Annotated in this window: 18 protein-coding genes and 1 pseudogene; 11 read left to right on the plus strand and 8 right to left on the minus strand. The window is 72.5% G+C overall.

Annotated elements, in window-relative coordinates:
- The first annotated feature begins 103 nt into the window (after positions 1-103).
- Positions 104-472, plus strand: coding sequence for a hypothetical protein (locus ACFWXO_RS31700; protein ID WP_380528092.1), 369 nt, complete (start codon positions 104-106; stop codon positions 470-472).
- A 100-nt stretch (positions 473-572) separates the two neighbouring features.
- On the opposite strand, the gene ACFWXO_RS31705 is transcribed toward ACFWXO_RS31700, so the two are convergent.
- The 3 genes from ACFWXO_RS31705 to ACFWXO_RS31715 form a co-directional block, all read right to left on the minus strand.
- A complete protein-coding gene (locus ACFWXO_RS31705) occupies positions 573-1,529 on the minus strand; it encodes a hypothetical protein (RefSeq protein ID WP_375884529.1) in 957 nt (318 codons plus the stop codon).
- 290 nt (positions 1,530-1,819) lie between these two features.
- Positions 1,820-3,040 (minus strand): acetyl-CoA C-acetyltransferase, encoded by a 1,221-nt coding sequence (locus tag ACFWXO_RS31710; protein WP_380528095.1) that lies wholly within the window; start codon positions 3,038-3,040, stop codon positions 1,820-1,822.
- A 64-nt stretch (positions 3,041-3,104) separates the two neighbouring features.
- On the minus strand, positions 3,105-4,202 hold the full coding sequence (locus tag ACFWXO_RS31715) for an SGNH/GDSL hydrolase family protein (RefSeq protein ID WP_380528098.1): 1,098 nt from the start codon (positions 4,200-4,202) through the stop codon (positions 3,105-3,107).
- Between the two features lie 232 nt (positions 4,203-4,434).
- Here ACFWXO_RS31715 and ACFWXO_RS31720 point away from each other — a divergent pair, with 232 nt between their 5' ends.
- From ACFWXO_RS31720 to ACFWXO_RS31730, 3 genes are all read left to right on the plus strand, one after another.
- Positions 4,435-5,835 carry a cystathionine beta-synthase gene (locus tag ACFWXO_RS31720; RefSeq protein ID WP_375884535.1) on the plus strand — a complete coding sequence of 467 codons (1,401 nt, stop codon included), beginning with the start codon at positions 4,435-4,437 and terminating at the stop codon, positions 5,833-5,835.
- A 475-nt stretch (positions 5,836-6,310) separates the two neighbouring features.
- Complete coding sequence (locus tag ACFWXO_RS31725; protein WP_375884538.1) at positions 6,311-6,643, plus strand: hypothetical protein; 333 nt, start codon at positions 6,311-6,313, stop codon at positions 6,641-6,643.
- 188 nt (positions 6,644-6,831) lie between these two features.
- Complete coding sequence (locus ACFWXO_RS31730) at positions 6,832-8,106, plus strand: Ig-like domain-containing protein (RefSeq protein ID WP_380528103.1); 1,275 nt, start codon at positions 6,832-6,834, stop codon at positions 8,104-8,106.
- Positions 8,107-8,202: 96 nt separating this feature from the next.
- On the opposite strand, the gene ACFWXO_RS31735 is transcribed toward ACFWXO_RS31730, so the two are convergent.
- Both ACFWXO_RS31735 and msrA read right to left on the minus strand, forming a co-directional pair.
- The gene (locus ACFWXO_RS31735; RefSeq protein WP_375884543.1) at positions 8,203-8,565 is read right to left on the minus strand and encodes a cupin domain-containing protein; all 363 of its coding nucleotides are present in this window, start codon (positions 8,563-8,565) and stop codon (positions 8,203-8,205) included.
- 157 nt (positions 8,566-8,722) lie between these two features.
- A complete protein-coding gene (msrA, locus tag ACFWXO_RS31740) occupies positions 8,723-9,400 on the minus strand; it encodes a peptide-methionine (S)-S-oxide reductase MsrA (RefSeq protein WP_375884546.1) in 678 nt (225 codons plus the stop codon).
- Positions 9,401-9,583: 183 nt separating this feature from the next.
- On the opposite strand from msrA, the gene ACFWXO_RS31745 reads away from it, so the two are divergent.
- The gene (locus ACFWXO_RS31745; RefSeq protein WP_375884549.1) at positions 9,584-10,738 is read left to right on the plus strand and encodes a cystathionine gamma-synthase; all 1,155 of its coding nucleotides are present in this window, start codon (positions 9,584-9,586) and stop codon (positions 10,736-10,738) included.
- Positions 10,739-10,743: 5 nt separating this feature from the next.
- Here ACFWXO_RS31745 and ACFWXO_RS31750 read toward each other — a convergent pair whose 3' ends face one another.
- Positions 10,744-11,226, minus strand: coding sequence for a MarR family winged helix-turn-helix transcriptional regulator (locus ACFWXO_RS31750; RefSeq protein ID WP_380407231.1), 483 nt, complete (start codon positions 11,224-11,226; stop codon positions 10,744-10,746).
- Positions 11,227-11,337: 111 nt separating this feature from the next.
- On the opposite strand from ACFWXO_RS31750, the gene ilvA reads away from it, so the two are divergent.
- From ilvA to ACFWXO_RS31765, 3 genes are all read left to right on the plus strand, one after another.
- Positions 11,338-12,525: a threonine ammonia-lyase gene (gene ilvA / locus ACFWXO_RS31755; RefSeq protein ID WP_380528109.1), complete on the plus strand. Its 1,188-nt coding sequence runs from the start codon at positions 11,338-11,340 to the stop codon at positions 12,523-12,525.
- 169 nt (positions 12,526-12,694) lie between these two features.
- Positions 12,695-13,789: an ATP-binding cassette domain-containing protein gene (locus tag ACFWXO_RS31760; protein WP_380528112.1), complete on the plus strand. Its 1,095-nt coding sequence runs from the start codon at positions 12,695-12,697 to the stop codon at positions 13,787-13,789.
- 1 nt (position 13,790) lies between these two features.
- Complete coding sequence (locus ACFWXO_RS31765; protein WP_375884559.1) at positions 13,791-14,648, plus strand: ABC transporter permease; 858 nt, start codon at positions 13,791-13,793, stop codon at positions 14,646-14,648.
- Positions 14,649-14,790: 142 nt separating this feature from the next.
- Here ACFWXO_RS31765 and greA read toward each other — a convergent pair whose 3' ends face one another.
- Positions 14,791-15,291, minus strand: coding sequence for a transcription elongation factor GreA (gene greA, locus ACFWXO_RS31770; RefSeq protein ID WP_375884562.1), 501 nt, complete (start codon positions 15,289-15,291; stop codon positions 14,791-14,793).
- A gap of 353 nt (positions 15,292-15,644) precedes the next feature.
- Positions 15,645-16,058: a DUF4307 domain-containing protein gene (locus ACFWXO_RS31775; protein WP_375884564.1), complete on the minus strand. Its 414-nt coding sequence runs from the start codon at positions 16,056-16,058 to the stop codon at positions 15,645-15,647.
- A 240-nt stretch (positions 16,059-16,298) separates the two neighbouring features.
- Here ACFWXO_RS31775 and mca point away from each other — a divergent pair, with 240 nt between their 5' ends.
- The 3 genes and pseudogenes from mca to ACFWXO_RS31790 form a co-directional block, all read left to right on the plus strand.
- On the plus strand, positions 16,299-17,204 hold the full coding sequence (gene mca / locus ACFWXO_RS31780) for a mycothiol conjugate amidase Mca (protein ID WP_375884567.1): 906 nt from the start codon (positions 16,299-16,301) through the stop codon (positions 17,202-17,204).
- 48 nt (positions 17,205-17,252) lie between these two features.
- Positions 17,253-17,444, plus strand: a complete 192-nt coding sequence (locus ACFWXO_RS31785; RefSeq protein WP_375884569.1) for a hypothetical protein — start codon at positions 17,253-17,255, stop codon at positions 17,442-17,444.
- Between the two features lie 127 nt (positions 17,445-17,571).
- Positions 17,572-17,726: pseudogene (locus tag ACFWXO_RS31790) on the plus strand (DUF255 domain-containing protein); the annotation flags it as partial.
- Positions 17,727-18,181: the final 455 nt, after the last annotated feature.

Below are 18,181 nucleotides of genomic sequence, written 5' to 3' on the forward strand. Positions count from 1 at the left end.
AGTACGTCCAGTACGAGGCCGACTCGGGCGCACGCCCAGCCGGGCGCCCAACGCCGCGCGCTGATCTGCCAAGATCCGCCGGACAGGCCCTAGGCTCCTCCCCATGCATGACGTACAGCCCCTGGTCGTAGCCGTCGACGGACTGGCGGATCGTTTCCGCTCGCTGCCGCAGAGCAAGTTGCTGGGCGCCGTGCCCGGGCACGCCTCGCGGGCGGCGGCCGTGCTGGCGCTGGCCCGGCGGCTGGCCGCGCTGGCGCTGGCCGTGGAGGGCGGGCCGGAGCGGGAGTTCCCGGACGCCGGGGCCTTCGCGGCGGGGGACCAGCTGGCCGTCGCCGGGCACGACCTGGCGGCCGCGCTCGCGGCGCTGCCGGAGGGGGCCGTGGTGGCGCTGCCGGACGGGCCGGTGGCGGTGGACGAGCTGCTGGCCGGGGCGGTGGCCGCGGTGCGGGAGACGGCCTCGCTCTGCGGCTGAGCCACCTGGCCCGCCGGGAGCCGGACACGCCGAAGGCCGCCCGGGTCGGTAACCCCGCGACCCGGGCGGCCTTCGGTCCTGCTGCGCGACTGAGGTCCGGTCAGATGCTGGCGACCACCCGGTCGGCGAGCACGTAGACGGCTTCCTCGTCGGTGGAGAAGGTCAGCGAGTAGGAGCCGGAGAACCGCGAGCCGCCGAGCAGTCGGACGTGCTCACCGGCACGGACCGCGTCGATCAGCCGGTAGGCGGCCTCCCGGTCGCCCGGGGCCACGCACAGCGTGGTGCCGTCGGCGAAGGCGTACACGTCCAGGGTGCCGAGCGGGCCCGGGCGGACGTCGGTCAGGGCGACGGCCTCCTCGGCGAGGGCGGCGAGCCGGGTGTCGGTCCACTCCCGGGAGGGCGCCTGGCTCGGTACGAAGTCGGGGTGGGAGGGGTGGCGGCGCGGGTCGGGGGCGGCGACCGGGGCCTCCTCCACGAGCGGCTCGGCGTCCAGCAGCCCGGCCTCCAGGCCGGTGGCCAGCAGGTCGGCCTCGCGGCGGGCGCGGGCGTCCTTGGTGGGCTCGCCGGCCGGGTGGCCGGGGCGCAGCGGGGTGCCGCCCTCGGTGCCCGGCTCGGCCGGGCCGGTGCCGCCCTCGGTGATCAGGTCCTCCAGCGCGGAGCGCAGCGCCTCGCCGAACTCCGGGTCCATCGTCCCGGCGTTGTCGGCGGCGTCCTGCGGGCCGGTGGGGCGGGGGAAGAACAGCGGCCACTCGTCGGTGCCGGCCAGTGCCTCGGTGAAGGGCGCCCCGGCGAAGGGGGAGTCGAACAGCGGGGCGTCCTCGGCCGCGCGGGCCTCCTGCTCGGCCCAGAAGGCCCGGGCCTCGGTGATCTCCCGCTCGCGGTCGGCGGCCAGGGCCTCGGCGACGGCCCGGCGTATCGCGGCCTCGTCCACCGGTGCGGGCCCGGTCTGGGCCGCCGCCTGTGCGTCCAGCCGCCGGGAGATGCCCCGGAGGCGCAGCAGCACGGCGGTCGACACGGTGATCAGGATCAGCAGCAGGGTGGTGTAGACGACGCTCACGGAACGTACTCCTAGCGAGGAGCGGAACGGGGTTACGTGTCCACACTGCCCCATCCGGGGCTGTTACCGCAGTGGCGAATGTCTAATTAGTCCGGGACTTTCGCTCTTGTCCCCAAATTGTTAGGTAACACCGTTCTACGCAGTGGAGTTGATCCGCTCCGCAGTGTCGATCCCCGGGCCGGAAACGACCGGAAAGAGGGCCGGATCGACCTCTCGGTGTGATCCGGCCCTCAATTACCCACGGTCACTCCAAACGGGTGGTCCAGACCCTTCGGAGCGCGGGGGGAGCGTCAGCTGAGGCGCTCGATGACCATCGCCATGCCCTGGCCGCCGCCGACGCACATGGTCTCCAGACCGAACTGCTTGTCGTGCCACTGCAGGGAGTTGATCAGCGTGGTGGTGATCCGGGCGCCGGTCATGCCGAAGGGGTGGCCGACGGCGATGGCGCCGCCGTTGACGTTCAGCTTGTCCAGGTCGACGCCGAGGTCGCGGTAGGACGGGATGACCTGGGCCGCGAAGGCCTCGTTGATCTCGACCAGGTCGATGTCGTCGATGGTCAGGCCGGCCCGTCGGAGCGCCTGCTTGGAGGCCTCGACCGGGCCGTAGCCCATGATCTCGGGGGAGAGGGCGCTGACGCCGGTGGAGACCACCCGGGCGAGCGGGGTGATGCCGAGCTCGCGGGCCTTGGTGTCGGACATGATGACCAGCGCGGCCGCGCCGTCGTTCAGCGGGCAGCAGTTGCCGGCGGTGACGGTGCCGTCGGGGCGGAAGACCGGCTTGAGGCCGGAGACGCCCTCCAGGGTGACTCCGGCGCGCGGGCCGTCGTCGGTGCTGACCACGGTGCCGTCCGGCAGGGTGACCGGGGTGATCTCGCGCTCCCAGAAGCCGGCCCTGATGGCGGCCTCGGCGAGGTTCTGCGAGCGGACGCCGAACTCGTCCTGGTCGGCGCGGGTGATGCCCTTGAGCGCGGCCAGGTTCTCCGCGGTCTGGCCCATCGCGATGTAGGCGTCCGGCACCAGGCCGTCCGCGCGCGGGTCGTGCCACTCGCCGCCGCCCTCCTCGGCGCGCTTCTTGGTGCGGGCCTGGGCGTCGTCGAAGAGCGGGTTCATGGTGCCCGGCATGCCGTCCGAGGTGCCGTTGACGCTGCGCGACACGGTCTCGACGCCGGCCGAGATGAAGACGTCGCCCTCGCCGGCCTTGATCGCGTGCAGTGCCATCCGCGTGGTCTGCAGGGAGGAGGAGCAGTAGCGGGTGATGGTGGCGCCGGGCAGGTAGTCCATGCCCATCTGCACGGCCACGATGCGGGCCAGGTTGTGGCCCTGCTCGCCGCCCGGGAGGCCGCAGCCGAGCATCAGGTCGTCGATCTCGCGCGGGTCGAGCTGCGGGACCTTGGCCAGGGCGGCCTGGATGACGTGGGCGGTCAGGTCGTCCGGGCGGACGTCCTTGAGGGAGCCCTTGAACGCCCGGCCGATCGGCGAACGGGTGGCGCTGACGATGACGGCTTCGGGCATTGCGGGCTCCTCGCTGGGTGACGGCGGACCTGGCGGTCCGGGAGGAAAGTTACCGCTTGGTAGCTCAGTCGTCACCGGCCCCGGCGTGTGAGCTGGCCGACGTGTTGCCGGGCACCGGGCCGGGCTCCGGGGCCGCGTCCGGGCCGACCCGCAGCCGGTGGCGCAGCAGGGCCCAGCGCCGGCCCGGGCCCCCCGGGTCCACGGCCGCGACCTCGGTGCCCGCCCGGTCGGCCGCGGCCGCGGCGGCCACCGCGACCGGCAGCACCGTCTCGCCCGGCAGCACCGTCTCGCCCGGCAGTGCCGCCCCGCCGGGGCGGGCGGTGCTCGGGCGCTCCTCCTCCGGCCACAGGTCCAGCGCGGCGCAGACCGAGGGCAGCACGGCCATCGCGGCGGTGGCGTAGCCCTGGGCCGAGGGGTGGTAGCGGTCGGCGGCGAACATCTCCGGGCGGGCGGCGAACTCCGGGCCGAGCAGCGAGCCCAGCGAGACGGTGCGCCCGCCCGCCTCCACCACCGCGATGGTCTGCGCGGCGGCCAGCTGGCGGCTCAGCCGCCGGGCCACCCAGCGCAGCGGCGGGCGTACCGGCTTGATCGTCCCGAGGTCCGGGCAGGTGCCCACCACCACCTCGCAGCCGTTGGCGCGCAGCGCGGCGACGGCCTCGCCGAGCTGGCGGACGGCGAGCTGGGCCGGGCTGTGCCGGGTCACGTCGTTGGCCCCGACGATGATCACGGCGACGTCCGGGCGGTGCCGCAGGGCCCGTTCCAGCTGGCCGGAGAGGTCGGCCGAGCGGCCGCCGGAGCGGGCCACGTTGACCAGCCGCACCGGGCGCTCGGCGACCGAGGCCAGACCGGCGGCCAGCAGCGCGCCCGGGGTCTCCCGGCCGCGGGCCACGCCCAGGCCGGCGCCGGTGGAGTCGCCGAGGACGGCCAGCACGAGCGGCGGGCGCGGCGGCGCGGCGCCGTCGGCGAAGGCCTCGCCGTAGACGCCGTCGGCCTTGGGCGGGACGGTCTCCAGGACGCCGATGGCCTGGACGGCGAGTTTGCTCTCGGTCAGCAGCAGGCCCACCAGGCCCACGCCGAGCAGTCCGAGCCCGCCCCCGCCGTACGCCGCCGCGGTGGCGATCCGACGGGCCACCCGGGCCCGCGAGTCCTGTGCCCCTGGCATCCGGTGCCCCCTTCGCGTCCTCGTGCCGCCCCCTCCGGGGACACGGCCATGCCTGCACAGCGCTCTTACCCGCGCGGAGGGCGGGAGTACCGGGGGCGCGGTCGGGGGTGGGCCATTGGGGGAGCGCGGCAGCGGTGGGGGGAGTGCGGGAAGGGAGGGCTGGGGCACGTGGCACGCCCTAGGCTTTGCAGTACCGAATGCACTCGCATGCCCATAGACCGGGAGGACCCCCGTGCGGTACCACAACTCGATCATCGACCTGGTCGGCAACACGCCACTGGTCAAGCTGAACAAGGTCACCGAGGGCATCACCGCGACAGTGCTGGCCAAGGTCGAGTACTTCAACCCCGGTGGCTCGGTGAAGGACCGCATCGCGATGCGCATGATCGAGGCCGCCGAGGCCTCGGGCGCCCTCAAGCCGGGCGGCACGATCGTGGAGCCGACCTCCGGCAACACGGGCGTCGGCCTGGCGATCGTGGCCCAGCAGAAGGGCTACAAGTGCATCTTCGTCTGTCCGGACAAGGTGTCCACCGACAAGATCAACACCCTGCGCGCGTACGGCGCCGAGGTCGTGGTCTGCCCGACCGCCGTCGCCCCGGAGCACCCGGACTCCTACTACAACGTCTCCGACCGCCTGGTCCGCGAGACCCCGAACGCCTGGAAGCCGGACCAGTACTCCAACCCGGACAACCCGGCCTCGCACTACCACTCCACCGGCCCGGAGCTGTGGGAGCAGACCGAGGGGAAGATCACCCACTTCGTGGCGGGCGTCGGCACCGGCGGCACCATCTCCGGCACCGGCAACTACCTCAAGGAGGCGTCCGGCGGCAAGGTCAAGGTCGTCGGCGCGGACCCGGAGGGCTCGGTCTACTCGGGCGGCACCGGCCGTCCGTACCTGGTCGAGGGCGTCGGTGAGGACTTCTGGCCGACCGCCTACGACCGCGGCGTCGCGGACGAGATCGTCGCCGTCTCCGACAAGGACTCGTTCCAGATGACCCGCCGCCTCGCCAAGGAGGAGGGCCTGCTGGTCGGCGGCTCCTGCGGGATGGCCGTGGTGGCCGCGCTGGAGGTCGCCAAGAAGCTCGGGCCGGACGACGTCGTCGTGGTGCTGCTGCCGGACGGCGGCCGCGGCTACCTGTCGAAGATCTTCAACGACGACTGGATGGCCGACTACGGCTTCCTGCCCTCGGCCACCGACGAGGCCCACATCAGCGAGGTGCTGGTCCGCAAGGAGGGCATCGAGCAGGGCGGCGTCCCGCAGTTCGTCCACATGCACCCGAACGAGACGGTCGCCGAGGCGGTCCGGGTGCTGCGCGAGTACGGCGTCTCGCAGATGCCGGTGGTCTCCCCGGGCGCCGGGCACCCGGACATCATGGCCGGCGAGGTGATCGGCTCCGTGGTGGAGAAGCTGCTGCTGGAGGGCATCTTCGCCAAGGAGATCGAGCTGACCGACACGCTGGACAAGGTGATGTCCAAGCCGCTGCCGGTGGTCGGCTCGGGCGAGACCGTCACCAACCTGATGACCGTGCTGGAGAAGGCCGACGCGGCGGTCGTGCTGGTGGAGGGCAAGCCGCAGGGCATCGTCACCCGCCAGGACCTGCTGGGCTACCTGACCACCCGCGGCGCGCACTGACGACCGCTCACCCCGCCCCGCCCGCGGCCGGATCCGGAGGATTCGTCCACGCGCGAAGTGGTACACCGGCGTCACCTGCCCGCAGCACGTGGTTAACACGGCTCCGGCATCGTGGTGGTCAACGGCAAGACGCCGCGCGAGACGGCAGTGGTCCACCGGGAGCGGCTCCCCGGTGACCGCGGCCGGCTCCGGTCACGTCGGACGGTCCTGACCCGGCCGCCGTGTCCGCCCTCCCCGACCGTTGATTCGGAGGGAGGGGCCCCTCCGTGGGGGCGCCGTCGTCCCGACCCTGCCCGGCTCCGGCCGGTCGACAGGGTGCGGCGGCTCCCACGGGCGATCACCGCGCCGTCACGGCGCGGCTCCGCGGCTCCCGGGTGGGGGAGCCGGTCCGGAGCACGGCGGGGCCGGTCCTGTTCCGAGGGGCCGGCCCCTTCCGTGCACGCCGGGGTGTCCGTGGTCCCGTACGCTCGCTGGCATGACCAGCACTGAAACGACCGACGCCCCGCGCTACGTCAAGCTCAAGATCGAGCTCATCGCGGAGATCACCGACGAGGGCGCGCTCAAGGCCGCGGCCCTGCAGCAGGTCGCCGGGGACGAGTACCTCGACGACGAGGAGCGCGCCCAGTCCGTCGACGCCATCGAGGTGGACCCCTCGGGTTCGCTCGCCCACTTCATCGACCCGGTCGCGCTGCTCGGCGACGTCCCGGGCGTGGAGCTCGCCTCGGCGACCTGGGAGTCGGCGCAGACCGAGTTCGACCCCGAGAACGAGGAGTGGGACGAGTACTCCGTGGAGGAGTCCGCCGAGTAACGGCCGTTCGCGCCGTCACCACCCCTGAACACCCGGTCCGCCCCCGGCGGACCGGGTGTTTTGTCCATGCTCAGCGGGAAGTTGGGTCATCTCATACGATCGCTTACCCTTCGATGGTGGAACCGTGAGCGGCCGGATTGCGTTTCTGTATCCGTAATTGCCCGGGATGATCAGCAGGGAGACGCGACGTGACGGCACGGGACGGTCAGGGGCGGGTGGCCGGAGTCAACTGGAGCCGACGCGGAGTGCTCGCGGGCCTGATCGGCGCGCCGGTCCTGCTGCTCGCGGCCTGCAACGACAACAGCGGCGGCGGCGGTGGTGGCAACGGCGGCTCCGGCAACGGCGGCGGCACCCCGGGTTCCGGCGGCGGCAGCAGCGCGCCGAAGACCTCGACGGCCGTGATCACCGTCACCCCCGCGGACGGCACCACCGGCGCGAGTTTCAGCGAGCCGGTCAAGGTCACCGTCGCGGGCGGCACCCTGACCAACGTCAAGGTCACCGACTCCACCGGCAAGGAGCTGGCCGGCCAGCTCTCCAGCGACAACACCAGCTGGACCTCGGCCGCGGCCCCGGCCAGCGGTACCAAGTACGCCGTGACCGCCAGCGGCGTCGACAAGGACAAGCTGGAGGCGGACGCCAACGCCAGCTTCACCACGGCGACCCCGGCCAACACCTTCGTCGGCTACTTCACCCCCGAGGACGGCTCGACGGTCGGCGTCGGCATGCCGGTCTCGATCAACTTCAGCAAGCCGATCACGGACAAGAAGGCCGTCCAGTCGGCGATCACCGTGATAGCGGAGCCGGGCGTCGAGATCGTCGGGCACTGGTTCTCCAGCACCCGCCTCGACTTCCGGCCGCAGGAGTACTGGGCCAAGGGCACCAAGGTCACCCTCAAGCTCCGGCTCAAGGACGTCGAGGGCGCGAAGGGCGTCTACGGCACCCAGTCCAAGGACGTCGCCTTCACCATCGGCCGGGCCCAGACCAGCGTCGCCGACCTCGCCACCAAGAAGCTCACCGTCACCACGGACGGCCAGGTCAGCGCCGTCTACAAGATCTCCGGCGGCTCCTCCGAGCACACCACCTGGGGCGGCAAGATGGTGATCTCCGAGCAGTTCACCCAGACCCGGATGAACTCGCAGACCGTCAACCTGGGCAGCGAGTACGACATCGCCGACGTGCCGCACGCCCAGCGCCTCACCACCTCGGGCACCTTCATCCACGGCAACTACTGGTCGCCGTCGTCGATCTTCGGCGGGCAGAACACCAGCCACGGCTGCGTCGGCCTCCAGGACGCCAAGGGCGCCCAGGACAGCAGCACGGACGGCTTCAAGTTCTACAAGTCCTCGATGGTCGGCGACGTCGTCGAGGTCCGGAACTCGGGGGACAAGACCGTGGCCCCGGACAACGGCCTGAACGGCTGGAACCTCGGCTGGGCCGACTGGAAGGCCGGCAGCGCGGTCTGACCCGCTCCCGCCCGGACGTTCCCGCCCCGGCGTTCCAGCTCAGCACCGCTGCTTCCGCCCGCCCCTCGGCCCGCCCGAGGCGGCGGGCGGCCGCGTTCACCGCTTCGCGTAGTCCGCGAAGCCCTGCCAGTCCACGATCACGCACGGCTCGTCGCCCAGGATCCAGGCGTCGTGGCCGGGCGGGCAGATCATGAAGTCGCCCGGGCCGTAGTCGGCCTGCTCGCCGTCGTCCATGACGATCCGCATCCGGCCGGAGACCACGTACCCCAGGTGCGCCGCCCGGCAGCTGTCCGTCCCCGCGATCGGCTTCACGTGCTTGGACCACTGCCACCCCGGCTGGAACACGGCCCGGCCGACCGGGCCGCCGTCCAGGTTGACCAGCCGCAGCTCCCCCGAGCCGTCCTCGAACGGGCGGACCTCCTCGGGAGCCTCGAAACTCATGCGGACCAGACCGGACATGGCGCACTCCTCTCACGAGGAACGGCCCGGCCGCCAACAGGTGGCCGGGCCGCCCTTGCTGGCCCTTCCAGTCTGCGCCCGCCCCGGGGAACGGTCACCTCGGGTAGCGGGCGCCGGGCCGGGGTGGCGGGCGCCCGGCCGGCCCGACGGCGGGCGGTCAGCCCTGGGTGCGGGCCACCCCGATCGGGCAGGAGGCGCCGGTGCCGCCGAGACCGCAGTAGCCGTTGGGGTTCTTGGCGTCCGACAGGTACTGCTGGTGGTACGGCTCGGCCGGGTAGAACGGGCCGGCCTCGGCGATCTCGGTGGTGATCGGGCCGTGACCGAGCGCGGTCAGGGCGGGCTGGAAGGCGTCCCGGGTGGCGGCCGCGGCGGCGGCCTGGGCGGGGGAGTGGGTGTACAGCGCGGAGCGGTACTGGGTGCCCACGTCGTTGCCCTGGCGGTTGCCCTGGGTCGGGTCGTGGGCCTCCCAGAAGGCCTTCAACAGCCGCTCGTAGGACACCACCGCGGGGTCGAAGACCACCCGGACCGCCTCGGTGTGCCCGGTCAGCCCGCTGCACACCTCCTCGTACGTCGGGTTCGGCGTGTGGCCGCCCTGGTAGCCGACCAGCGTCGTCCAGACGCCGGGCAGCCGCCAGAACGTGCGCTCGGCGCCCCAGAAGCAGCCCAGCCCGAAGTCGGCCACCTCCAGCCCCTGCGGGTACGGGCCGGTCAGCGGGTGGCCGAGGACGGTGTGGGGCTCGGTCAGGGCGAAGGCCGGGGCCGGGCGGCCGGGCAGCGCCTGGTCGGCGGGGACGAGCGAGGTCTTGTGGCGGTCGAACAGCACGGCCTGCTCCATCGGGGTAGGGAGGGTTGCCCAGGATTCAACGCACCGGACGGCCCGCGGATTCCGGCTCGGGCGGCTCCCGGGATCCGGTCCGGCGGATTCCGGGGATCCGGCCCGGCGGACTCCGGGGGTCCGGTCCGGGAGGTCCGGGCATTCCGGCAGGCGCACGGCGGTACGGCCGTTAGGCTCGGAGCCATGACCGAGCACCAGCTTCCCCAGGGCTTCGAGACCCTCGCCATCCACGCGGGTCAGGAAGCAGACCCCCAGACCGGGGCCGTCGTCACGCCGATCTACCAGGTGTCCACCTACAAGCAGGACGGGGTGGGCGGCCTGCGGGGCGGCTACGAGTACAGCCGCAGCGCCAACCCCACCCGCACCGCGCTGGAGGAGTGCCTCGCGGCCCTCGAAGGCGGCGCCCGCGGCCTCGCCTTCGCCTCCGGCCTGGCGGCCGAGGACACCCTGCTGCGCACCATCCTCAAGCCGGGCGACCACATCGTGATCCCCAACGACGCCTACGGCGGCACCTTCCGGCTGTTCGCCAAGGTGCTGACCCGCTGGGGCGTCGAGTTCTCCGTCGCCAACACCCAGAAGCTGGACGACGTCCGCGCCGCGCTGCGCCCCAACACCCGCGCGGTGTGGGTCGAGACCCCGTCCAACCCGCTGCTCGGCATCACCGACCTGGCCGGGCTGGCCGAGGTCGCGCACGGTGCCGGGGCGCTGCTGGTGGTCGACAACACCTTCGCCAGCCCGTACCTGCAGCAGCCGATCGCGCTCGGAGCGGACGCGGTCGTGCACTCCACCACCAAGTACATGGGCGGCCACTCGGACGTGGTCGGCGGTGCGCTGGTGCTCGCCGAGGCGGGCCTCGGCGAGGAGGTCGCGTACCACCAGAACGCGATGGGCGCCGTCTCCGGGCCGTTCGACGCCTGGCTGGTGCTGCGCGGCATCAAGACCCTGGGCGTCCGGATGGACCGGCACAGCTCCAACGCGGAGAAGGTCGCCGAGCTGCTGGCGGGCCACCCCAAGGTCAGCCAGGTGCTCTACCCGGGCCTGCCCGAGCACCCCGGCCACGACATCGCCGCCAAGCAGATGAAGGCCTTCGGCGGCATGGTCTCGTTCCGGGTCGCCGGCGGCGAGGAGGCGGCCGTCGAGGTCTGCAACCGCGCGCGGCTGTTCACCCTGGGCGAGTCGCTGGGTGGCGTGGAGTCGCTGATCGAGCACCCGGGCCGGATGACCCACGCCTCGGCGGCCGGTTCGCCGCTGGAGGTGCCGGCCGACCTGGTGCGCGTCTCGGTCGGCATCGAGTCGATCGACGACCTGCTGGCCGACCTCACCCAGGCGCTGGGCTAAGGGGGTCAGTGGCCCTGCTGGTCCGCCGTGTACGACTCCATCGCGAGGTTGAAGCGGGCCAGCAGGGCGCAGAACGCCTGTTGCTCCTCGGGCGGCCAGTCGGCCGTCAGGCGGCGGGTCAACTCGGCCCGGCCGTCCCGGACTTCGGCGAGTCGGCCGGTGCCGCAGGCGGTCAGCGCGAGCCGTACCGCGCGGCGGTCGGCCGGGTCCTGCACCCGGCCGACCAGCCCGGCCGCGACCAGCGGGGCGACCTGGCGGGTCACCGTGGAGGAGTCCACGCCGAGCGCGTCGGCCAGCGCCTTGACGTTGGCCGGCCCGTGCCGCTCCAGGCGGTCGAGCAGCAGGTAGGCGGCCCGGTCCAGCACGGCCACGCCGCCGCCGGAGGTGCGGACCTGTTCCATCCGGCGGGCGAACACCGCCAGCTGGTACTGGAGTTGGGTGTGGACGGGCTCGGTTCGGTCGGTGGCCTGGGGCGAGGTCGTCGTCATCGCGGCTCACGATCGTCATGCGGTGAGAGAAGCTCAGAAGCAGCAGCGTACGCGGGCGGAGCGGGCCCGGGAACAGGCCCGACGTCCCGGGTTGGCCCCTAGGCTGGGATCATGCACAACTGGCCGATCACCCTCGACGACGTCCGCGGCGCCCAGAAGATGCTCGCCGGGGTCGCCCGGGTGACCCCGATGGAGGGCAGCCGCCACCTGTCCGGGCTGATCGGCGCGCCGGTCCACCTCAAGTGCGAGAACCTCCAGCGCACCGGCTCCTTCAAGCTGCGCGGGGCGTACGTGCGGATCGCGGGGCTCTCGCCGGTGCAGCGGGCCGGCGGGGTGGTCGCGGCGAGCGCCGGGAACCACGCCCAGGGGGTGGCCCTGGCGGCCTCGCTGCTGGGGGTGCGCTCGACCGTGTTCATGCCGGTCGCGGCGCCGCTGCCGAAGGTCGCCGCCACCCGCGAGTACGGCGCCGAGGTCCGGCTGCACGGCGACACCGTCGACGAGGCGCTGCAGGCCGCGCAGCGGTACGCGGAGGCGACCGGCGCGGTGTTCATCCACCCCTTCGACCACTGGGACGTGGTCACCGGCCAGGCGACCGTCGGCCTGGAGATCCTGGAGCAGTGCCCCGAGGTGCGCACCATCCTGGTCGGGGTGGGCGGCGGCGGGCTGCTGGCCGGGATCGCGGCGGCGGTCAAGCCGCTGCGGCCGGACGTCCGGGTGGTCGGGGTGCAGGCGGCGGCCGCGGCCGCGTACCCGCCCTCGCTGGAGCAGTTCGCCACGATGGCCGACGGGATCATGGTCGGGCGCCCCGGGGACATCCCGTTCGAGGTGGTCAACACCTTGGCGGACGGTATCCGCACGGTCTCCGAGGACGCGCTGTCCCGGGCCCTGCTGCTCGGCCTGGAGCGGCTCAAGCTGGTGGTCGAACCGGCCGGGGCGGCCCCGATCGCGGCGCTGCTGGAGCAGCCGGACTCGTTCGAGGGCCCGGTGGTGGCGGTGCTCTCCGGCGGCAACATCGACCCGCAGCTGATGCAGCGGGTGCTGCGGCACGGGCTGGCGGCGGCCGGGCGCTACCTGTCGCTGCGGGTGCGGCTGGCGGACAAGCCGGGCTCGCTGGCGGACCTGCTGGGGGTGCTGACCAGGGTGGACGCCAATGTGCTGGACGTCGCGCACGTCCGGATCGACCCCCGGCTGGGGCTCACCGAGGTCGAGGTGGACCTGCACCTGGAGACCAAGGGGCCGGAGCACTGCGCGCTGGTGGTGGGGGAGCTGCGGGACGCGGGGTACGTGGTCTCCGGCTGAGCCCCCGCGGGCGGTTCCCCGAATTCGCTTGACGCGATGTATCGCGAGTTGCCAGGATCGCGATACATCGCGTTCTGTGTCGGTGGCCGAGAACCGAGTCGCCCACGCGCCCGAACGGGGGGCAAAGTGGGACAGATCGCTCCATTCGTCCGAGGAGATGAGGCAGGCCATGGCGCCAGCCATCCAAGCCGAGAACCTGGTGAAGACCTTCGGCGACGTACGAGCCCTGGACGGCGTCAGCCTCGACGTCCCCGAGGGCACGGTGCTCGGGCTGCTCGGCCCGAACGGCGCCGGGAAGACCACCACCGTGCGCGTCCTCACCACCCTGCTCCGTCCCGACTCCGGCCACGCGGTGGTCGCCGGGGTCGACGTCCTCAAGCACCCCAACAAGGTCCGCAGCCTGATCGGGCTGTCCGGCCAGTACGCGGCGGTCGACGAGTACCTGACCGGCTTCGAGAACCTCACCATGGTCGGCGAGCTGTACCAGATGAGCACCCGCAGCGCGAAGGCCCGCGCGCTGGAGCTGCTGGAGTGGTTCAACCTCACCGAGGCCAAGGACCGCACCGCCAAGACCTACTCCGGGGGCATGCGCCGCCGCCTCGACCTCGCCGCCGCGCTGGTCGTCCGGCCGCCGGTGATGTTCCTCGACGAGCCGACCACCGGGCTCGACCCGCGCAACCGGCTCGCGCTCTGGGAGGTCATCGAGACCCTGGTCGAGCAGGGCACCACGCTGCTGCTCACCACCCAGTACCTGGAGGAGGCCGACCGGCTCGCCCACGACATCGCGGTGGTCGACCACGGCCGGGTGATCGCCCGCGGCACCGCCGACCAGCTCAAGGCGCAGATCGGCGGCGAGCGGATCGAGGTCGTGGTGCACGACCCGGGCCTGGTCACGGACGCGGTCGCGGCCCTGTCCGGGTACGCGCTGGGCGAGCCCGCGGTGGAGAAGAACACCCGGCGGATCACCGTGCCGGTCAGCGGCGGCGCCCGGGTGCTCGCCGACGTGATCCGCGAACTGGACGGCCGGGGCATCGAGATCGACGACATCGGCCTGCGCCGCCCCACCCTGGACGACGTCTTCCTCACCCTCACCGGCCACATCGCCGAGTCGGCCGAGGAGGACGGCGGCGGTGCGAAGGGCCGCGGCCGGGGCGGTCGCGGCCGCGGCTCCTCGGGCGGCGGCGCGGGCGGCGCGGACGGTGCCGACGGCGGGGGCCAGGGGCCCGACGAGCAGCAGGCCGTCGCGGCCGGAACGGAGCGCTGAGATGAGCACCTCCACCGAGCACGCCATCGGCGCGGCCATGCCGACGCCCCGCCGGGGCCTGTCCGCGACCCTGCACGACTCCTGGGTGGTCGCCAAGCGCAACCTGCGCAGGATGTCCCGGATCCCCGAGATCGTGGTGTTCGGGCTCATGCAGCCGGTCATGTTCGTGCTGCTGTTCTCGTACGTCATGGGCGGGGCGATCAAGATCCCCGGGACGAACTCCAGCTCCCACACGTACATCCAGTTCCTGATGGCCGGCATCTTCGCCCAGACCGTCACCTTCGCCGTCGCCGGCGCCTCGGCCGGCATCGCGGAGGACATGACCAAGGGCCTGGTGGACCGCTTCCGCTCGCTGCCGATGGCCCGCTCCGCGGTGCTGGTCGGCCGCACCCTCGCGGACCTGTGCCAGACCGCCTTCACGCTCGTCGTGCTGGCGCTGGTCGCGCTGCTGGTCGGCTGGCGGATCCACGAGGGGGTGCTCAAGGCGCTCGGCGCCTTCGGGCTGCTGCTCCTGCTCGGCTACGCCTTCTCCTGGATCGGCGCGCTGATCGGCCTCTCGGTGCGCAGCCCCGAGGCGGCCACCTCGGCCGGGCTGATCTGGCTGTTCCCGCTGACCTTCATCTCCAACGCCTTCGTGCCGGTCAGCTCGATGCCGGGGTGGCTGCAGGGCGTCGCCTACTGGAACCCGTTCAGCGCGACCGTGCAGGCCTGCCGGGACCTCTTCGGCAACCAGGTCGGCCCGGTGGACAGCGCCTGGCCGATGCAGCACGCGGCGCTGGTGTCGGTGCTGTGGTCGGTGGTGATCACGGCGGTGTTCTCGTGGCTGTCGGTGCGCAAGTACCGCTCGGCGGCGGGCTGAGCGGCGCGGCCGCGGCTGCGCTTTCGGCCTACGGTCCGGCTCTGACGTCTTCTGCTTCCGTCGGCCGGAGATGCGTGAGGGCGGTTGCGGAGTCCCCTACGGACTCCGCAACCGCCCTCCGGCGGTGCTGCTCGGGGCCGGGTCAGCCGGCGTGCGGCACGACCTTGACGATCTTCACCATGGCGGGCTTGCCGTTCGGCAGCTCGTAGGTGGCCTCGTCACCGATCTTCTTGCCGTCGATCGCGCGGCCGAGCGGCGACTGCGGCGAGTAGACGTCGACGGCGTCGGCGCCCGCGACCTCGCGCGAGGCGAGCAGGAACTCCATCAGGTCGTCCTCGTCACCGTCGAACGCGACCGTGACGACCATGCCCGGGGCCACCACGCCGGAGTCGGCCGGGGCCTCGCCGACCTTGGCGCGCTCCAGCAGCTGGGTCAGCTGGCGGATGCGCAGCTCCTGCTTGCCCTGCTCCTCCTTCGCCGCGTGGTAGCCGGCGTTCTCCTTGAGGTCGCCCTCCTCGCGCGCCGCCTCGATCTTCTGGGCGATCTCGATGCGCCAGGGCCCGGTCAGGTGATCCAGCTCGGCCTTGAGCTGGTCGTAGCCGGCCTGAGTGAGCCAGGTCACGTTCTCGCTGGTCTGGGTCACGGGTGCTCCTCGTAGGTGCTGGGGCTGAGCTGAGGGTGTGAGTCGTCAGCAGGGTCGACGATGATATTGGTCGTAACTACAAAGCAACGCCCGCTCCCGTACCATCCGGTGCGGAAGGGGCGAAACCACGAGCCTAACAAGTCCTGCGGACAAGCGGGAGAGGCGTTGGCGCGGCATTGACGGTGGCGTTGCGCCACGGTGTACGGCAACCGGCTGCGGGACTTCCTACGGATGCCCGTTCCGGCGGGTGAGTATGCGTACCCGCTGCGTTCCGGCCGCTTTCCCGCCACGGCCCCGCCACGGCCCCGCTACGTCCCCGCTGCTCCGCCGGGTGGACTCCGCGTGCCGCGCCGTTACTTCGCCGGGGTGCAGCCGAGCAGCTCGGCGGTGGTGCCGCGGGCGGTGGTGCGCAGGGTGACGGTGGCCTCGTAGCTGGACCCGGCCGCGGGGACCGGGAAGTCGGCCACCCCGACCACCCCGTGGTCGTCGCCCTGCGAACGGACCGTGCAGGTGCCGGCCGTCCCGTCGCTCTTGCGCACGCTGAGGTGCAGCTGCACCTCGGAGTCGGAGAGCACCTGGAAGGTCGGCACCGAGCCGTTGATCTTCGACTCGCGCAGCAGGTAGGAGCCGCCCAGCCAGGCGATCAGCCCCAGGCCGAGCACGCCGCAGACCGCGCCGACCACCTTGAGCCGACGGTCCGACTCGCCGTCGCCCCTCCGGCCGTAGCGCCCCTCGGGCAGCTGCGTCGCGGTGCTCTGTGCAGTCATCGGACTCCGTCCTCTCCTCGGGAGGAGCCGCGCGGGTGGTGCGGGGGAATGCGACGGACCTCCATTCCGTCACTATAGGAGGGGCACGCCCGCGGCCGGTCCGGCGGGGGCGGGGCCCGGCCGTGCCGGAGACCTGCCGCAGGCCGGCCCCGCGGCGACGTGGTCCCGAAGTGAGCGGTTCGTACGGTGGGCAGACCGGACTTCGCGGAACGCCCGACGATGTGGAAGGAACGCAAGGCGTTGACTGAGCAGTTGCGACTGATGGCGGTGCACGCCCACCCGGACGACGAGTCCAGCAAGGGCGCGGCCACCATGGCCATGTACGTCGAGCACGGTGTGGACGTGCTCGTGGCCACCTGCACCGGGGGCGAGCGCGGGTCGGTCCTCAACCCCAAGCTGCAGGGGGACCCGTACGTCGAGGAGAACATCCACGAGGTGCGCCGCAAGGAGATGGACGAGGCGCGGGCGATCCTCGGCGTCAAGCAGGCCTGGCTGGGCTTCGTGGACTCCGGCCTGCCGGAGGGCGACCCGCTGCCCCCGCTGCCCGAGGGCTGCTTCGCCCTGGAGGACGTCAAGGAGGCGGCCGAGCCGCTGGTCCGGCTGATCCGTGAGTTCAAGCCGCAGGTCATCACGACCTACGACGAGAACGGCGGCTACCCGCACCCGGACCACATCATGACCCACAAGATCACCATGCTGGCCTTCGACGCCGCCGGCGACCCGGACGCCTACCCCGAGGCCGGCGAGCCCTGGCAGCCGCTCAAGCTCTACTACAACCACGGCTTCCCGATGGGCCGCATCCGCGCCCTGCACCAGTACCTCACCGAGCACGGGCACGACTCCCCGTACGGCGAGTGGATCGCGGGCTGGGAGAAGAGCGGCCGCCAGGAGCGCGAGATCACCACCCGGGTGCGCTGCGACGACTGGTTCGAGACCCGCGACCGCGCGCTGATCGCCCACGCCACCCAGATCGACCCGGACGGCCCGTGGTTCCGCGTCCCGCTCGACGTCCAGCGCGAGGTCTGGCCCACCGAGGACTACGAGCTCGCCCGTACCCTGATCGACGTGGACCTCCCGGAGGACGACCTGTTCGCCGGACTGCGCACCCCCACCCTGGCGGCCGAGGCCGCCGACGCGCGCGACTGACCCACCCCCGACGGCCCGGCTCGGCGTGAGCCGGGCCACCATAGAGATATGAGCGCCCCCGTGAACCTCGTCCACCTCGCCGCTGACCTCGCCGTCGACGACGCCAAGGTCACCCCCGGTCTCCTCGGCTTCGTCGTCTTCGCCGCCCTCGGCGTGGCGACGTGGTTCCTGGCCAAGTCGATGAACCGCCAGTTCAAGAAGGTCAACTTCACGGAGGAGCCGGAAGCCCCCAAGGAGTAGCCCCTCCCGCCCGGGGCCCCACGGCCCCGGGCGAGGGCGCGACGCCCGTCGGCCCGGCCCCGGGGGAAGCCGGCCCGGCGGGGCAGCCTGACGCCTACGGGGCCCGTCGTGCGGGAGGATGGGGGCCATGCCGAACCGTCTCGCGGACGCGACCTCGCCGTACCTGCTGCAGCACGCCGACAATCCGGTCGACTGGTGGCCCTGGGGGCCGGAGGCCTTCGCGGAGGCCGAGCGGCGGGGGTGCCGGTGCTGCTCAGCGTCGGCTACGCGGCCTGTCACTGGTGGCAGTGACTGGCACCTTAAGCATGAGTCCGCGGACATCTCCAATTGATGGCCGATTGATGGAAGTTACTTCCAGGAATTCGGCCGTAGCGCCTCCGGCTGCCTTCCGTCGGGTGTGTGAGCCGGGGTAGTGTCCCTGCGGCCAGCCGACCGGCGCCCTTGCCGGATGCCTCGCTTGCCTTTCTTCTGGACCTCCTCCAGTCTCTGAATCCGCCGGAGACCGAGTCCGCAGCGAGCATCTGGGAAGCCGCGTACTGGTCGGCAATCCGGGCGGTCGCTGACGATCCCCGGCCCGTGTTCGGGGGGCGAGTCGCCGACGTCAGAGGTGCCGTCCGGTGTCGGTTCGGTTTCCTCGGCCGTGCGGCTGTCCGGGCACGGCAATCGAGAGGTGCATCCCCGAGGGCTGTCGTCGGACCAGGCTACGGACGGTGATGACGTCCGTGCCTCAGGTAGAG

Origin of the sequence: Kitasatospora sp. NPDC059088 (assembly GCF_042738155.1) — a bacterium.
Lineage (GTDB): Bacteria > Actinomycetota > Actinomycetes > Streptomycetales > Streptomycetaceae > Kitasatospora.